The organism is Vibrio sp. Vb0349 (assembly GCF_033338975.1).
Window position 1 is genome coordinate 390,553 of record NZ_JAWOTS010000001.1, and the last position, 16,365, is coordinate 406,917.

Genomic DNA, 16,365 nt, shown 5'->3' on the forward strand with positions numbered 1-16,365 from the left:
CGCTGTAGAGGTGACTTTTTGTTGTAATGGTTTTGTTAATTTGGCGTGAATTTACTCCTTTATTTTTTGTTGATATAGGGAAATAATGAAAATAATTAATTCCAAAAGTGACATAATGGTATGAGAGCAGACGACTTAATCCTATTTTCTCAAGTAATCGAACTTGGCAGCTTTAGTAAGGTTGCAGAGGCAAATAACCTTACAAATTCGGTAGTTAGCAAAAGAATGGCGAGGTTGGAGGAAGAAATAGGGGCTCAGCTATTATATCGAACAACGCGCAAATTAACCTTGACCGAGGCAGGTAAGGTGTTACTCCACAGTGCTAAAAATGTGAAGCAGGCCACTCAGGAGGCTATGGATGCTGTTGCAGGCTTTGGAGAGAATGTGAGCGGTCATATAAAAATGTCCGTGCCGTGTATCTCTGGAGATTTGATACTTGCTGATGCTGTTGCCGAGTTTTGTAACCTTCATCCGGGTCTGACCGTGGACATGTCATTGGATAACCGCTTTGTCGATTTAGTGGCTGATGGTTACGACTTAGTCATTCGAACTGGCTACCTAGCCGACTCCAGTTTGATCGCACGACATATTCTCGATTCCCAATGGGTGGTATGCGCGTCCCCTTCATATATCGCTAAAAATGGGAAACCGATCGAGCCGATTGATCTCACCACGCACAATTGTCTGCAATACGCTTACCAAACCACAGGTGCAACGGATTGGGAGTTTAAAGGAGAAGATGGCAATTACATCGTCAAAGTATCGGGCTGCTTTTCTACTGATAACGCGACCGCATTACGTAAAGCCGCTCTGGGCGGCCATGGTATTGCTTACGTCCCGCGCTGCTTGGTGTATCACGATATTCGTAATGGTCAACTGGTGGATATTTTTCCTGAATTAGTAGGTAAAAAGTTGGGTATCTACGCGGTGTATCCGTTTACTCGTCAACCACCGAACAAAGTGAAGCTGCTTATTGAGCACATTCGTGACCGGTACTTAACGATATCTCATTATTTCTAGGTTCTTCATAGATTTAAAACAATGTCGTTGAAATCAAAATTGGGTGCTCTAAGGTAATCACCGCAATAAAACGATTGAAGATAAACAACTTAATAAAAACAACGGAGTAACACGGACGTTATGCATTACCCAAAAACACGTAAAGATTCTGTCGTGGACACTTATTTTGGTCACGACATTGCCGACCCTTATCGCTGGTTAGAAGATGATCGCAGTGAAGAAACCGCACAATGGGTTTCGGGTCAAAATTCGGTCACCTTCGATTTCCTTGGTCAGATACCGTACCGCCAACAAATCCGTGACTTAGTGGCGAACAGTCAAAACTACGAAAAATATTCCCAGCCATTTGTACGTGGTGACTACACCTACTTCTACAAAAACGACGGTTTGCAAAACCAAAGCGTATTGTATCGACGTAAAGGCGAGGGAGAAGCCGAGGTTTTCCTTGATCCAAATGCTTTCTCCGAAGAGGGCACGACCTCTCTTGGCGAAGTCAGCTTCTCTAAAGACTACCGTTTGGTCGCGTATTCCATCTCAGAAGGGGGTAGTGATTGGCGTAAGATCTTTGTCATTGATACGGAAACCAAAGAACAGTTAGAGCCTGAGATTGTTGATGCGAAGTTTACGTCGATTTCTTGGCTGGGCAGCAAAGGCTTCTATTACTCAAGCTACGATAAGCCGCAAGGCAGCGAGTTGTCTGCTCGAACTGAGCATCACAAGCTTTATTATCATGAACTTGGTACCCCTCAATCTGAAGATAAAGTGATTTTTGGTGAGTTGGATACGCAAGTTCATCGTTATGTGTCTGGTACGACGACGACAGATGATCGCTTCCTTATTATCTCTGGCGCAGAATCTACATCGGGTAATCGTCTGTTTTATATCGATTTACAGTCTGACTCCCAAGCAATTGTGACGCTGCGCGATACAACGCAAGGCGACACCTACTTGATTGATAGTCAAGACGAGACCTTGCTGCTTTACACCAACCTAGATGCGCCGAACGGCAAAGTTGTCAGCTACAACACTCAGACAGAACAATGGGCTGACGTGATTGCTGAACAAGAACAGCCGTTAGAAATCAGCAAAGGTGGCGGTTATCTGTTTGCGACTTATATGGTAGATGTGCTTTCTAAAGTGCAGCAGTTTAACTACCAAGGTGAGTGGATTCGAGATGTACAATTGCTGGGAGAAGGCACGGCTTATGGTCTGGCGGGTAAAAAAGAAGAAACCACACTTTATTACACATTCACTAACTACGTGACGCCTCCGACGATCTTCTCATTTGATGTCGAATCTGGTGAATCGACACTGTTTCAGGAATCAAAGGCACCGTTCGATCGTAATGAGTATGAATCAAAACAGGTGTTTTACACCTCAAAAGACGGCACGCAAGTTCCGATGATCATTTCATACAAGAAGGGCATTGCACTTGATGGTAGAGCACCAACCATGTTGTATGGTTACGGCGGTTTTAACATCAGCCTTACTCCAATGTTTTCTGGCAATGTAGCCAACTGGCTAGAGTTGGGTGGTATATACGCTGTCGCCAACATGCGAGGCGGCGGTGAATACGGTAAAGCCTGGCACAACGCAGGCACTCAGCAGCAAAAGCAAAACGTGTTTGATGACTTTATTGCGGCGGCGGAATACCTGATTGAAAACGACTACACTAGCTCGGATCGCCTAGCGATTCGCGGTGGTTCTAATGGTGGTTTGTTAGTTGGAGCGTGTATGACGCAACGCCCTGAACTATTCAAAGTCGCGCTGCCTGCGGTTGGCGTGCTTGATATGCTGCGTTATCACACGTTTACTTCTGGAGAAGGCTGGAAGTATGACTATGGCACGTCGGAGCAAAGTGAAGCGATGTTCCAATACTTGCTTGGTTACTCTCCTGTTCACAATGTAAAAGAAGGCGTGCAATATCCTGCTACCTTGGTGACAACTGCTGATCACGACGACCGAGTTGTGCCAGCACATTCGTACAAATTTATTGCGGAGCTGCAAGACAAACAGCAAGGCGCTAATCCAGTATTGATACGCATTGATGTTAATGCCGGTCATGGTGCAGGAATGCCGCTGAGTAAGCAAATTGACCTCACCACAGACGTGTATGCATTTACGTTACATAATATGGGTATTGAGTCGATTTAATGCCCTAGTTGTTCGAAGCTTCTGAGAATAAAAAAATGCCGCGACAGTGTCGCGGCATTTTTCATGGTTGGGGGAACTCAATTCATACTGTTTGCCAGTATTTGAGCCAGGTTGACTAAGTCTGACTCTTGAACCAACCAGTCTCGGCGGCCAAACCGAAAGGCAGCTACGCCATTCTTAAGACAAGATGAATTCATCACCTTTTCTTAATCCTAGTTTATGAATATGAAACTGTGATGAACCTAAGCCGCATTGTGCTGATTTTCACTGTTTTCAAGATCAAATGAGGCATCTATCAGTTTTTTCGTGTAGTCATTTTTAGGGTTTTGGAAAATCTTTTCGGCCGTACCTTGTTCCATGACCTCGCCCTTTTGCATGACTAGAACACGATCAGAGAGTGCTTTAACTACTGATAGATCGTGGCTAATAAACAAGTAGCCAATATTGTGTTTTTTCTGCAAATCTTTCAGAAGGTCAATCACTGTCAGTTGCACCGAGCGGTCTAATGCAGAGGTTGGCTCATCAAGCAGAATAAACGAAGGTTCAAGGATCAGTGCTCGCGCGATAGCAATACGCTGACGCTGGCCTCCTGAAAACTCGTGCGGATAACGGTTGATGGACGCGGGATCTAAGCGGACCTCACGGAGCACGTTGCGCGCTTTCTGCATACGTTCTTTTTTACTCAACATTGGTTGGTGGACAGTTAATCCTTCTGTGATGATCTCGCCGATAGTCATACGAGGAGAAAGCGAACCATAAGGGTCTTGGAATACCATCTGAACGTCTTTTTTCAGCTCAAAACGTTCTTTGTTTGTCAGCAAGGCCATATCTTGGCCTTTGTATTCTATTTTGCCAGTTGAGGGCAGTAGACCTATCAAAGCTCGGCCGAGTGTAGACTTATCTGAACCGGACTCCCCAACGATCCCGAGGGTCTCTCCTTGTTTAAGCTCAAGAGAAATGCCTTTTACCGCTTCGAAGTACTCATTCTTGCTCGCAATAAAATGCGACTTTACCAAGAATTTGACTCGTATATCGTCGGCCTTTAAAAGCTGTGTAGCACTTTCGCTAATAGGCTCCTTACTGCCTTTAGGAATCGAGTTGATTAGCATACGTGTATATTCGTGCTTTGGGTCCTCGAAGAGTATTTGCGTTTCGCCTTCTTCGACGACTTCTCCTTTACACATCACAATGATGCGGTCTGCAAAGTGTTTTACGACGCCTAAGTCATGAGTAATAAATAGGATTGCCATGCCCATCTGAGCCTGAATTTCTTTAATCAGGTGCAACACTTCTGCTTGAACTGTGACATCCAACGCTGTTGTAGGTTCGTCGGCGATCAAAATATCGGGCTCGTTAATCAGTGCCATCGCAATCATGATGCGTTGCAATTGACCACCAGAAAATTCGTGTGGGTACTTGTTGTACGCTTTTTCTGGGTTTGGCATATGAACCAATTCAAACAGCTCTAACACCTTTGCTTTTGCTGTTCGTCTGTCGACCGGGCGGTGACACATGATGGCCTCAGCGACTTGGATACCCACCCGCATGTACGGGTTTAGTGAGGTCATCGGCTCTTGAAAAATCATGCCAATGCGATCACCGCGAATACTTTGCATTTCACGCTCTGTTTTATCCAAGATGGAGCTACCCTCAAACATGATGGATGAGCTTTCATGCAAAATAGCGTTGTCTGGCAGTAGTTTCATCAGTGCATTGGTTGATACTGACTTGCCAGAGCCAGATTCGCCAACGATGGACAGCGTCTCGCCTGCTTTTAAATCGAAGCTAACATTCTTTACTGCATCGACGATCCCATCGTTTGTCGTAAAGCTGACTGATAGGTTGTTCACCGAAAGAATGGTTTTAGAAGACATCACAGATCCTTGTGGTTGATAAAGCAAATGATACTCAAGCAATGGACAGCATAAACCTAGCTGGCCTCAATGCTTGAGCTTTAGATTAATTATACAGGTGAGAAGGCGAAGATTTTGCCGAACTCATTGCTTGCAAATGTAAGAACTGCTCATGCGCCCGCGTTACGTGCTCGAGTTCTATCATCCATTGAGCATTACGTTGGGCAGAGCAAAATGCCGCCATGTGAGCTAACAAGTCTTCGCTCTGTTGACCAAGTAGGTGACCTACGCGCTCAATCAGTTCATGGCTCTCTAGCTGCAAAAATTGAAATAGCGCGTAAGTTTGATTGAGTATTGAGAACGCATCATGTTGTAAGCCGAGTTTGTTGAGAATCTCTGATTGCGTCACGCTGGCATCTCTAAGCCCCGTAATGAGACATACAAACTGGCAAGGTTTAGTTTGTGCATTTTCTAGCGCTAAATGAATGTGGTTGGGTAGATTGTTGAGCACGTCGTCATATAAACGATGAGCTTCTGGCCAATGGCCTTGTTCCATCAGTTGCTCCGCTTTTAAGTAGCGCATCCAGCATTGCTCAATATTCATATCCATCTCCACAACATTTGATTTGTTTAGATATTAAATGAAATTGATTATCAATTGCAAGTGCGTGTTAATATCACTTATGTGTTCATAAAATGTCCAATCAATCTAGGGTGGAAGGTAAATCACTTAAAATTAAGCAAATAATCTCTACACTCAAATGACGAAAATAAGAAAAAAGGAAGTGGATATGGCAATACTAAGATTGGAAGCTAAGCAGCTATATTCTGTAGCAGATCTAGAGAATATGCCATGTAAGTCGACCAAGGAGTTACCTCCAATTGATGAAATCGTGGGCCAAGAGCGCGCGCAAAAAGCGGTCGAGTTTGCGATGTCCATCAAAGAGAAAGGGTATAACATCTACGCCATTGGTCAGAATGGGCTAGGTAAACGCACCATGATCTTGCGCTATCTGAATCGTCACCAACACGATGCAGCAGCCCTGTTTGATTGGTGTTACGTTGCGAACTTTGAGGATACCCGTACACCAAAGGTATTAAAGCTGCCTTGTGGTATCGGAAATAAACTACGTGTTGATATTGAAGCTTTAATGGGCAAATTATTGAATGCTTTACCCCTAGCATTCGACAATGAAATGTACTTTAGCCGCGCTGAGCGATTAAAAAATCAATTGGCAGCTAAGCAACAAAACGAGCTGGATCGTATTAGTCGAGAGGCAAAAGAAAAGGGCATCAGCCTAACACTGACTACGCAGGGGGATTATCAGTTTGTCGCCATGAACGGTGATGAGCTTCATACGGAAGAGTCTTTTGATGTACTAAGCAAAAAAGAACAAGAGCAATTCAGCGATGCTATTGATGAACTCGAAGTGCGATTGCGCTCGATGGTTCGTGAGCTTACGGAGTGGGAAGAGACATACAGCGATAAAATCAAAAAGCTCAATGATGAAGTGACGCTTGATGTGATTACTCACTTCATCAAAAAACTCAAAGTGGATTACGCGCAATATTCCGAAATCAAAACCTACTTAACTGAGCTGCAAAAAGATATTGTTGAAAACGCAGATATCTTCCTTGACCAAAGTGGCGAGCAAGGCGAAATTGCGACGGCATCCTTGGATAAAAAATTGCCACGTCGTTATAAAGTGAACGTCTTGGTAAGCCGTAAAAGCAGCGAATTTCCTATCGTTGTTGAAGAAAATCCCAACTATCATTCACTCTTCGGGTCGATTGAGACTGCCACTTTCAAGGGAACGGTGTTTACCGACTTCTCGCTGATTCGCGCAGGGAGCTTGCATAAGGCGAATGGCGGCGTTCTATTAATGGATGCTCAGAAAGTACTTGAACAGCCTTACGTTTGGGATGGTTTGAAGCGCGCATTGCGTGCTCGTCAATTGAGTTTTACGTCTCTAGAAAAAGAAGTCACATTGACGGGGGCGGTATCACTCGATCCTGAACCGATTCCGCTTGATATCAAAATTATCTTATTTGGTGATTATCGAACTTACCAATTGCTCCAACATTACGATCCAGAGTTCAGCGAGTTGTTCCGTGTGACGGCAGATTTCGAAGACGAAATGAAACGTACGCCGGAGTCTGAGCTGCATTACGCGCGCTTTATCTCTAGCGTGGTGCATGACAACAATATGCTGCATTGCGATCGCAAAGCCATTGCTCGGATCATCGAATACAGCTCACGTTTGTCTGGCGACCAATCCAAGCTATCTCTACATTCGGCTAATATCGCCAACTTGCTTCGAGAGTCGAACTACGTGGCTCGTCAAGCTAACTCTAACATGATCCGTATTGGGCATGTTGAAGAGGCGCTCAATAACCAAGAAATGCGAGTAAGCCGATTACGCGATAACGTAATGGAAACCTTTATTAACGGCACAACGCTGATTCGCACCGAAGGAGAAGCCGTAGGCCAAGTGAACGCACTTTCGGTATTGAGCACTAGTGACTACATGTTTGGTGCACCGAATCGCATCACAGCGACGACGTGTTACGGTGATGGGGATGTTATCGATATCGAGCGCAGCGTGGATTTGGGTGGCAGTATTCACTCTAAGGGCGTAATGATTTTGTCTGCCTACTTATCTTCCGTATTTGGTAAAACGGCACGAGTGCCATTAACGACAACCATTACCTTTGAGCAATCTTATGGTGGTGTTGATGGTGATAGTGCCAGCATGGCTGAGTTATGTGCGGTTGTGTCTGCTTTTTCAAAGCAACCAAACCGACAAGACATTGCGATAACAGGGTCGATGAATCAATTTGGTCAAGCTCAGCCTATTGGTGGCGTAAACGAAAAGATCGAAGGCTTTTATGATGTGTGTGTAATTAAAGGTCGTCATGACGGGCAGGGGGTCATTATTCCGCGCTCTAATGTTCACAATCTAATGCTTCGTTCCGACATCGTGAAAGCAGTCGAAAAAGGCGAGTTTAATATTTGGGCGATTGACCATGTTACTGAAGCTATCGAATTGTTTACGGGGAAAGTTGCTGGTGAGCCAACTGATGAAGGTTCTTATCCAATCGATACCATTTTTGGCCTTGCTCAAGCTAAGCTCAATTCGTTGAGAAAATAGGCTGAAACCGTCCTAAATGTGAATGTATCTCATCATAAGTGATCATAATTTATCATAACGACAATATCCCGACGCCACTGTCGGGATATTGTCAATAACAGATTGAAAATGGAGAGTTTTTGTACTAGACAAAAGTGTGATCGACCTCTAATATTCGCCACTTTTTTATTCGTCTGGGATTTATCCCGTCGCAAGGAAGCATAGATATTCAAACTGCCGAAAAGTAACGTTGTTATAAGCACAGCTCGAGTTTGTTTGGATATAGACATCACGCATACAACTGAGGCCCTGTCATGCAGTTATCACTGAAAAATTTGTCAGTACGAACGCAAATTTTGGTTCCGGTATTATTTACCGCGATTGTTTTGTTTATTGCTCTTTGGATTACTAAAAACAATCTTCAAGCAGAGCAAGATGTTATTGCTTCCAACCAAGAATCTTTGGTTTTTCACAAAGACACATTGGCGAGTATTGACGACCAAATTTACCCTCTGCGCATAAGCGCGGTTTACGCTATTTACGATGCTTCTCGTCGTGAGAATTTTCTAACCGAATTGAAAGAAGGCTTAAAGCAAGTTGATGCCGATTTAAGCGCAATTGAAGCCCGAAACCTATTCCGTGACGATGCCGTTAAAGTTCGCCAAGCAATTGAATCCTATGTGCGATATTCAGAGCGCTCAGTTGCTTTCTTCAACCAATACGATCAAGGTTTAAAATCGGATAGAGAGTACCGTGCATTTGTCAAAGAGTATCGCAATGTTGGCCGAGAAATGGTCCAACAAATTAACACGCTATCAAAGCATGTAAACGAGCAAGCTGAACAATCTACTATCAGAAGTCATCAGCAAAATGAACGTGTGCAAAATAACGCTATGTTGACAGTTTTAGCGGTATTTGCTTTCTCATTGATAGGCGCTTGGTTCCTATCTGGCATGATTGTTACACCAATCCAAAAGCTGCAAGAAGTGATGCGTCAGTTAGCAATGGGTAATCTATCAGTACGTGCAGATGTCGATGGGGACAATGAGATCTCTAAGCTGAGCAAAGATGTAAACCAAACCGCAGAGCAGTTATACAACACTGTGGACCAGTTAACCCGTATTAGTGAGGAAGTTGCATCTGCATCGACCGAATTGGCTGCGGTAATGACGCAAGCGGAAGCGAACGCTCAACAAGAGTTGGCGGAGATCGAGCAAGTTGCATCTGCGGTTAACGAGCTTGCAAGCACTGCGAATAATGTGAGTGATAACGCGACCTCTGCTGACGCAACTGCGCGTGAAGCTGATGGACTTGCTCAATCAGGTTTGGCTATCTTCCAAGAAAGTGCGGAAGCAAGTGCGCAAATGTCTCAAGCATTGAACGATGCAGCGCAAGTTGTTTTGCGTCTAAAAGAGCAATCTGTACAGATCAACGATGTTATTGAAGTGATTCGCGGCGTATCTGAGCAGACCAACTTGCTAGCATTGAATGCTGCGATTGAAGCGGCGCGAGCTGGTGAGTCTGGTCGTGGTTTTGCGGTAGTAGCTGATGAAGTACGGATGCTAGCAGCGCGTACTCAAGACTCGACACAAGAGATCCAAACGATCATTGAAGAGCTTCAAGCGCAGTCTGGGCTTGCGAATGACAGTATGCAAGTCAGCCTTGATATGCTTAGCCGCAACAACGAGCTGACGCAACAAGCGAATGAAGCGTTGGTTGGAATTACCGAGTCAGTCGCCAACATCAACGATTCAAACACGCAAGTAGCAACCGCAGCCGAAGAACAGTCTCAAGTTACTCAAGATATCAATCGCAACGTGGTTAACATGTCGGAGCTTGTAAACCAAAACGTAGCGGGCATCAGCCAGAGTGCAAGTGCGAGTACTGAGCTTTCATTACTTGCAGAGAAGCAGAAAGAGCAATTAAGTTTCTTTAAGCTTTAATTCATCATCTACTTATCAAATCTCTAAATCCCTGAGTGAATGCTCAGGGATTTTTTTGTTTGTAATAATCGGATTTATTATCAATAAGTCTATCTAAAACAGTCAGTTAACAAGATTTTTTTGCGGGCAATGTCACGTTTTGTGATATTGTTTTTACATTTTTTTCGTCAATTTTTTTTTGACGCGAACATTTTTTTTAACTCAACCGATAACTTGATGGTTGAGAGGTATTCATATCGTCATTTTAAGTGGTGTTTTCTTCTATAATCGCTGTTTATTCAACACGTTGCGTGAAAAATAACAGCTGCTACTATGCCGCCAGTTTTCTCGTTGGTACAGAAAAGTCCTGTTTTTCTGGTGAGAAAATACATATAAAACAATGATATGGAAAATAAAAATGAAATTAAAAACTTTAGCTGTAGCAGTGGCGCTAATGGCATCAGGATCTCAAGTTGTCGCTTCAGAACTATACAACCAAGATGGCACTTCTCTTGAGATGGGCGGCCGCGCTGAAGCGCGTCTTTCTATGATGGATGGTAAGGCAGAAGACCGTACTCGCATCCGTCTTAACTTCCTAGGCAAACAGGAAATCAATGAAAACTTATACGGCGTTGGTTTTTGGGAAGGTGAGTTCAAAACAAAAGAAGAAGGTGCCGTAGATAACAATAGTGATCTTGAAACTCGTTACGCTTATGCGGGTCTGGGTGGCAAATACGGTGAAGTAACTTACGGTAAAAACGACGGTGCACTAGTGGTTCTTACTGACTTTACTGACATTATGGCTTACCACGGTAACACAGCAGCACTTAAACTGCCTGTTTCTGACCGTACAGATAACATGCTGTCTTACAAAGGCCAATTCGAGCAACTAGCTGTACGCGCTAGCTACCGTTTTGCTGATCGCACAACAGATGCACAAGGCTTTACAGACAACGAGGAAGATGGCTTCTCTCTATCTGGTGTTTACGCGTTTGCTAACACTGGTTTTGAACTAGGTGCTGGTTACGCAGATCAAAACGACAGCGATGAGTTCATGCTGGTAGCTGCATACTCTGTAGGTGACTTCTACTTCGCTGGTAACTACACTGGCGCGGATATGGATGTTGCAGGTAAGACTTTTGATTACAAAGGCTACGAACTAGCCGCTGCTTACACTATGGGTCAAACTGTATTCACTTCTACGTTCAACAAAGGTGAACTAGAAGACGCAGATACTGTAGAAAACCTAGCTGTTGATGTAACTTACTACTTCAAGCCTAACTTCCGTGGCTACGCATCATACAACTTCGATCTAATGGATAACGAAGGCGCTGATGAAAAAGATGAGCTAGCGCTAGGTCTACGTTACGACTTCTAAGTCATGACTCTTATCTAAGATACTGCCTTATTCTTAGTAAATAAAAACCCCTTACTGAAAAGTAAGGGGTTTCTTGTTTTCTAGCACTTCAAAGCTTCTTGATAAGCGATAGGGGTTATCAAATCTATCTTTTTAGTGTGAGCTTAGTACCATCAAATTTGAGGTGACTGAGGAGGTTTTTAGCGTTGTTTTTACCAACCTCATCAAACTCCATTCCGTAGCGAGCATAGTGCGTTGATTTTTGTAAATTACAAATACGACCTCGCAATGGCGCTAGCATACGACTCTCTCCGGGCATCGTTAGATCCAATGAAACGTGGTCACCAACCTGAAGTGGCCGGCTCATTGGTGATGTTACAAAACGACAGCCACTACGAGATAAATCTCTTATTTCGCATTCAGTTCGATAGGCTTCTAAACAAACACGCGCTCTCAAATTTACTTCGTAACGCACTTCTTTGCGAAGCTGAAAGACCTGCATAGTGTTGGGTAGGTCTAGCACCAAAATTGGGTACGGATCGCCTAGTCGATGCTGTAATTGGGCCCGAAATGGGATAACGGCCCCTTCACCTCGATGAGAGTAGGCTTTTACATTGATCCAAAAGCCTTCTTGAAAATAGAACTTCAAGTCTTCATCGGAGATGTTCGGAACCTCTATCAATGCAGTATTATTTGAGTGACAGCCAACAAATGTGCTGGTTGTAATAAACTTTGTACCAACGGGGGTGGTGACGTTTAAGCTCACTTCACTGCCATGTTCGACCATTGCCATTGCATCGGTGCTATTTAATGTACTTGCCTGACGTTCTGGTGCCTTCTTGCTTTGCAGAGGTAGCTTGCCGTCTCTGGCAATTGGGCTCATATTTCTCATTATAATTGTCGTACCTGATGTAAGAACGTAATCGCGTGAGGCGAAGCAGCACTCTCGCATGGTATCGATTTTATTCAGTGATATAGTTTGATTCAATCAATCTGTAACAAAAATTAGAGAGCAAGATATGCATAAAGTAACTCATGAAGCCACGAATAGTACATTCTGGGTTGATTTAGAGCAGGGCTATAAAGCCAAGTTAATTTATCAGCTTAAGGGTAATGTCATGCACATTACATCAACGGTTGTTCCTGAAGCACTGCGAGGTAAGGGGTACGGAAAAGTGATGATGGAAGCGGTGTTGCCAGAAATTGAGTCACTCGGTTATCAAATCAAACCAGTTTGCCCATATGTTATTCACTACATGGAGAAGAACCAAACGTGGTCACATCTGCTCACATGATGAGTAACAACCACCAACGCTACCAAAATATTGGCCAGGAACTCAATCTAGGTAATTACCGCTCTGTAGAAGTCATACAATCGCTATGGGGAGGCTATGGAGAGTTAGTCCGAGTTACTTATTCTACTCGTTCGGTGATCATTAAGCATGTAAAACTCCCTAAGCCTTCAGAGCATCCTAGAGGCTGGAATACGGACCGTTCTCATCAAAGAAAGTTGCATTCTTATCAGGTGGAAGTGAATTGGTATGAGCATTTTTCCGGAGGGGTGGATACTCGCTGCCGAGTACCACAAGGTCTAAAAACGTTCCAATCGGAGAATGAATGGCTCATTGTGATGGAAGATCTCGCCGAGGTGGGCTTTCCAAAAGTCATCACAGATGCACAGCTAGAGCATCTACAAGCCTGCCTCACTTGGTTGGCGAACTTTCATGCGCGATACATCGATGTTCGTTCGGATAAGTTGTGGCATACCGGAACATACTGGCACTTAGCAACCAGACCCGACGAGCTTGAAGCATTGCAAGACACTGAGCTACAAAATGCGGCTCAATTGATTGATCAAACGCTTTCGCAAGCTAAGTTTAAAACACTAGTACATGGTGATGCCAAATTGGCGAACTTCTGTTTTGATGAAGAAGAATCAAGCGTTGCTGCGGTTGACTTTCAATACGTTGGATGTGGGGGTGCAATGAAAGATGTGGCATTGTTTATGAGTAGCGCCGTTAAGCCAGAACGTTGTGCAGAGATGGAAGTTTGGGTTTTGGATACGTATTTTGCTCAGTTGCAACACGCGCTAATGGGCTATCAACCGAATCTTGACCCTAATGAAGTCGAGCGTGAATGGCGTCCTTTGTTTGCTGTGGCTTGGGCAGACTTTCAGCGCTTTGTGAAAGGTTGGAGTTCCGACCACTGGAAGATCAATCCCTACACAGAAGCATTGACTCGCAGAGCGTTGGCTTACTTACGAAAGTGAGTCGAAGTTTAAAAAGAAAAGCCTCCAATTAGTAGGAGGCTTTGTTTTATCTTTGGCCTGGTCTGATGCGCGCCATGTAATAGGTATTGATGAATTCACCATCACGGAAGGAACCGTCAATCGCTTCACCTTCAATTTGAAATCCATGCTTTTTATAAAGCCCAATGGCGGCGTCGTTATCGGCATTGACCTCTATCTGAATTCTTCTCACATTTAACCAGTTATCTGCTAGTTCAGTGACTGTTTCTATCAATTTGCTACCAATACCGAGTCCATGGAAACTATCATGTACTCCGATGCCAAACGATGCCGTGTGCATCGTTCTTGGACGTAGAGAGTGGTGAAAGCCAATATTTCCGACGACTTTACCATCAATTTCAGCGACATAGCTATAAACACCATCAGGTATGTTTGACAACCTTTCCACCCACATCGCGAGCGAAGGCTTTGGGAGTTGCAGGGTTTCACGTTGTGCTTTTGGTTGTGAATAGATTTCTACGAGTGCCGCTGCGTCTTCGACGGTCGTTGGACGTACGATAATTTCCATGCCTCTCTCCTTCGCTTTTTAGTTTTAATTTTTAATCTAACCACAGTTTTCTTATTTGGATAGTGTTTTTTTATGTTTAATGGATAAATGCCTTTTAAATTAGCTTGTTATGATGTCATTTTTTGAATTTTTAGTAGTGATTTATCATCGAATTGAGCGAGTAGATTGCAAAGGTGTTGAATTATTGTACTGAGAATGGCGCGTACTGCAGAGTATCGTGGTGAATTTCATGTCGCAGTAAATAAACGCATTTAGTCAAACTGTGACGACGGCACTGTGCGTCAGTTGACTTGAATCAATAGAGGATGGGGTTACCTCCTATGAGGTATAGGGAAACGACACGTTTAGGGCTATTTATGCTTAACTTGATAAGGGAGTTTTGTTGAGGAAATAGCATGAAATCCTCTCAGTCTAAAATATCGCAAAGTCGGCGCCGATTTTTGCGTGATACAGCTCGAACTGCGGCTGGTGTTGGCGCAGCTGCGTGTGTATTGGGCTTACAATCGCTACAAAGCCAAGCTCGAGAAACCAAAGGTGTGCCTATTCGTCCGCCTGGTGCACTGCCGGAAGGCGATTTCGAATCAGCTTGTATTCGATGTGGCTTGTGTGTTCAGGCATGTCCTTACGATACCTTGAAACTTGCGACATTACTTTCACCCGTCGCGACTGGCTCACCTTACTTTACTGCACGCGATATTCCCTGCGAAATGTGCGAAGACATTCCTTGTGTTGTCGCTTGTCCGAGTGGGGCGCTGGATCCGAAACTAACCGATATTGATGATGCTCGAATGGGTACAGCGGTTCTTATTGACCATGAAACTTGCCTTAACTGGCAAGGGTTACGATGCGACGTTTGTTATCGCGTTTGTCCGCTGATTGATGAAGCCATCACGTTAGAGATGGTTCACAACGATCGAACTGGCTATCACGCCAAACTTATCCCTACAGTGAATTCCGAAGTGTGTACCGGATGTGGTAAGTGTGAACAAGCGTGCGTGTTGGATGTCGCTGCTATTAAAGTCGTCCCGACGGATTTGGCGAAAGGCAAAGTGGGCAGCCACTACAATTTTGGTTGGAAAGAGCTCGACAAACCACTCGAAAATATCCTCCCTAGTGAGACGCCTGTGCCGGAAGGTGCGCTTGAATCGCTAAAAGGAGGTAAGTAATGGCAAAGAATTTAGCTCAAAATGCTGGCAAAGAAGCGCTTGAAAAGCTTGGTTGGTGGCGCGCGCATCGGTTTTTGATTTTACGTCGGCTATGTCAGTTCACCATCATTGCGCTATTTATGGCTGGGCCGACGCTGGGAATTCTAACTGGTAATCTGTCATCAAGTATGTTGCTCGATACCGTGCCGTTAAGTGACCCGTTAATCGTGCTTCAAGCTTTGGCGACAGGGCATGTTCCGGAGTTTAATGCGTTGTTAGGCGTAGTGATTGTCGTGGTGTTTTACGCGATTTTGGCGCCGCGCGCATTTTGTGCTTGGGTGTGCCCGTTGAACATCGTGACAGACTTGGCGGCGTGGTTGCGTCGAAAGTTCAACATTAAAGCGAGCTATCGTTGGTCTCCCATGATTCGTTATTGGCTGATCCCTGTTTTGATGTTGGGCAGTGCGCTATCTGGCGCGATTCTTTGGACATGGTTAGATCCAGTTGCGGCACTGCATCGCGGGTTGGTGTTTGGTATGGGCGCAGGTTGGGTGCTAATCGCCCTAGTGTTTGTGTTGGATTTACTCTTGGTTGAGCATGGGTGGTGTGGGCACTTATGTCCACTGGGGGCTACCTATGGCGTGATAGGCCGAAAAAGCCTGTTGCGCGTTACTGCTGTTCGGCGCGAAGATTGCACCAAATGCATGGATTGCTTTTACGTTTGCCCAGAACCAGAAGTGCTTCGGCAGCCTTTGAAAGAGGGAGATCGTCGAGTTATGGATCAAAACTGCATTAGCTGTGGTCGTTGTTTGGATGTATGTCCAGAACATGTGTTTGAATTTAAAAATCGCCTATCAGTAAAAGTCATTGATTAAGCCACTGAGCACATTTACTCATGATTTATTTCTCTTGATACTTGAACATCGCGCTTCGCCAAGGAGTTAAGTGCGATGTTTGTCTTCATAAC

The 16,365-nt window shown here is 44.4% G+C and carries 13 protein-coding genes; 9 read left to right on the top strand and 4 right to left on the bottom strand.

Annotation, left to right across the window (positions count from 1 at the left end; genetic code table 11):
* The first annotated feature begins 120 nt into the window (after positions 1-120).
* Entirely contained in the window at positions 121-1,020 is a 900-nt protein-coding gene (locus R7Q47_RS01800) for a LysR family transcriptional regulator (RefSeq protein ID WP_005375112.1), read from the top strand.
* A gap of 120 nt (positions 1,021-1,140) precedes the next feature.
* The gene (locus R7Q47_RS01805; RefSeq protein WP_213910485.1) at positions 1,141-3,174 is read left to right on the top strand and encodes a prolyl oligopeptidase family serine peptidase; all 2,034 of its coding nucleotides are present in this window, start codon (positions 1,141-1,143) and stop codon (positions 3,172-3,174) included.
* Between the two features lie 242 nt (positions 3,175-3,416).
* Here R7Q47_RS01805 and R7Q47_RS01810 read toward each other — a convergent pair whose 3' ends face one another.
* Together R7Q47_RS01810 and R7Q47_RS01815 are read right to left on the bottom strand one after the other, a co-directional pair.
* A complete protein-coding gene (locus tag R7Q47_RS01810) occupies positions 3,417-5,048 on the bottom strand; it encodes an ABC transporter ATP-binding protein (RefSeq protein WP_318088568.1) in 1,632 nt (543 codons plus the stop codon).
* An 85-nt stretch (positions 5,049-5,133) separates the two neighbouring features.
* Entirely contained in the window at positions 5,134-5,631 is a 498-nt protein-coding gene (locus tag R7Q47_RS01815; protein ID WP_005375116.1) for a hypothetical protein, read from the bottom strand.
* A gap of 187 nt (positions 5,632-5,818) precedes the next feature.
* On the opposite strand from R7Q47_RS01815, the gene R7Q47_RS01820 reads away from it, so the two are divergent.
* The 3 genes from R7Q47_RS01820 (at position 5,819) to R7Q47_RS01830 (ending at position 11,458) form a co-directional block, all read left to right on the top strand.
* Positions 5,819-8,179, top strand: a complete 2,361-nt coding sequence (locus R7Q47_RS01820) for a Lon protease family protein (RefSeq protein WP_005375118.1) — start codon at positions 5,819-5,821, stop codon at positions 8,177-8,179.
* Positions 8,180-8,472: 293 nt separating this feature from the next.
* Complete coding sequence (locus R7Q47_RS01825) at positions 8,473-10,101, top strand: methyl-accepting chemotaxis protein (RefSeq protein ID WP_206949142.1); 1,629 nt, start codon at positions 8,473-8,475, stop codon at positions 10,099-10,101.
* A gap of 397 nt (positions 10,102-10,498) precedes the next feature.
* Positions 10,499-11,458 (top strand): porin, encoded by a 960-nt coding sequence (locus R7Q47_RS01830; protein ID WP_171344177.1) that lies wholly within the window; start codon positions 10,499-10,501, stop codon positions 11,456-11,458.
* A gap of 124 nt (positions 11,459-11,582) precedes the next feature.
* Here the strand turns inward: R7Q47_RS01830 and R7Q47_RS01835 are convergent, their stop codons facing one another.
* Complete coding sequence (locus R7Q47_RS01835) at positions 11,583-12,329, bottom strand: flagellar brake protein (RefSeq protein ID WP_042521645.1); 747 nt, start codon at positions 12,327-12,329, stop codon at positions 11,583-11,585.
* Between the two features lie 127 nt (positions 12,330-12,456).
* On the opposite strand from R7Q47_RS01835, the gene R7Q47_RS01840 reads away from it, so the two are divergent.
* Together R7Q47_RS01840 and R7Q47_RS01845 are read left to right on the top strand one after the other, a co-directional pair.
* Positions 12,457-12,732, top strand: coding sequence for a GNAT family N-acetyltransferase (locus tag R7Q47_RS01840; protein ID WP_115386799.1), 276 nt, complete (start codon positions 12,457-12,459; stop codon positions 12,730-12,732).
* Positions 12,729-13,706, top strand: a complete 978-nt coding sequence (locus R7Q47_RS01845) for an ecdysteroid 22-kinase family protein (RefSeq protein ID WP_248486583.1) — start codon at positions 12,729-12,731, stop codon at positions 13,704-13,706. Before R7Q47_RS01840 ends, R7Q47_RS01845 begins: the two co-directional genes overlap by 4 nt.
* 46 nt (positions 13,707-13,752) lie before the next feature.
* Here the strand turns inward: R7Q47_RS01845 and R7Q47_RS01850 are convergent, their stop codons facing one another.
* On the bottom strand, positions 13,753-14,253 hold the full coding sequence (locus tag R7Q47_RS01850; protein ID WP_017820512.1) for a GNAT family N-acetyltransferase: 501 nt from the start codon (positions 14,251-14,253) through the stop codon (positions 13,753-13,755).
* Positions 14,254-14,648: 395 nt separating this feature from the next.
* Between R7Q47_RS01850 and napG the strand changes: the two genes are divergently transcribed.
* Together napG and napH are read left to right on the top strand one after the other, a co-directional pair.
* Positions 14,649-15,419, top strand: coding sequence for a ferredoxin-type protein NapG (gene napG, locus R7Q47_RS01855; protein ID WP_064376387.1), 771 nt, complete (start codon positions 14,649-14,651; stop codon positions 15,417-15,419).
* Complete coding sequence (gene napH / locus R7Q47_RS01860) at positions 15,419-16,273, top strand: quinol dehydrogenase ferredoxin subunit NapH (protein WP_047104522.1); 855 nt, start codon at positions 15,419-15,421, stop codon at positions 16,271-16,273. The genes napG and napH overlap by 1 nt, the downstream gene beginning before the upstream one ends.
* Positions 16,274-16,365: the final 92 nt, after the last annotated feature.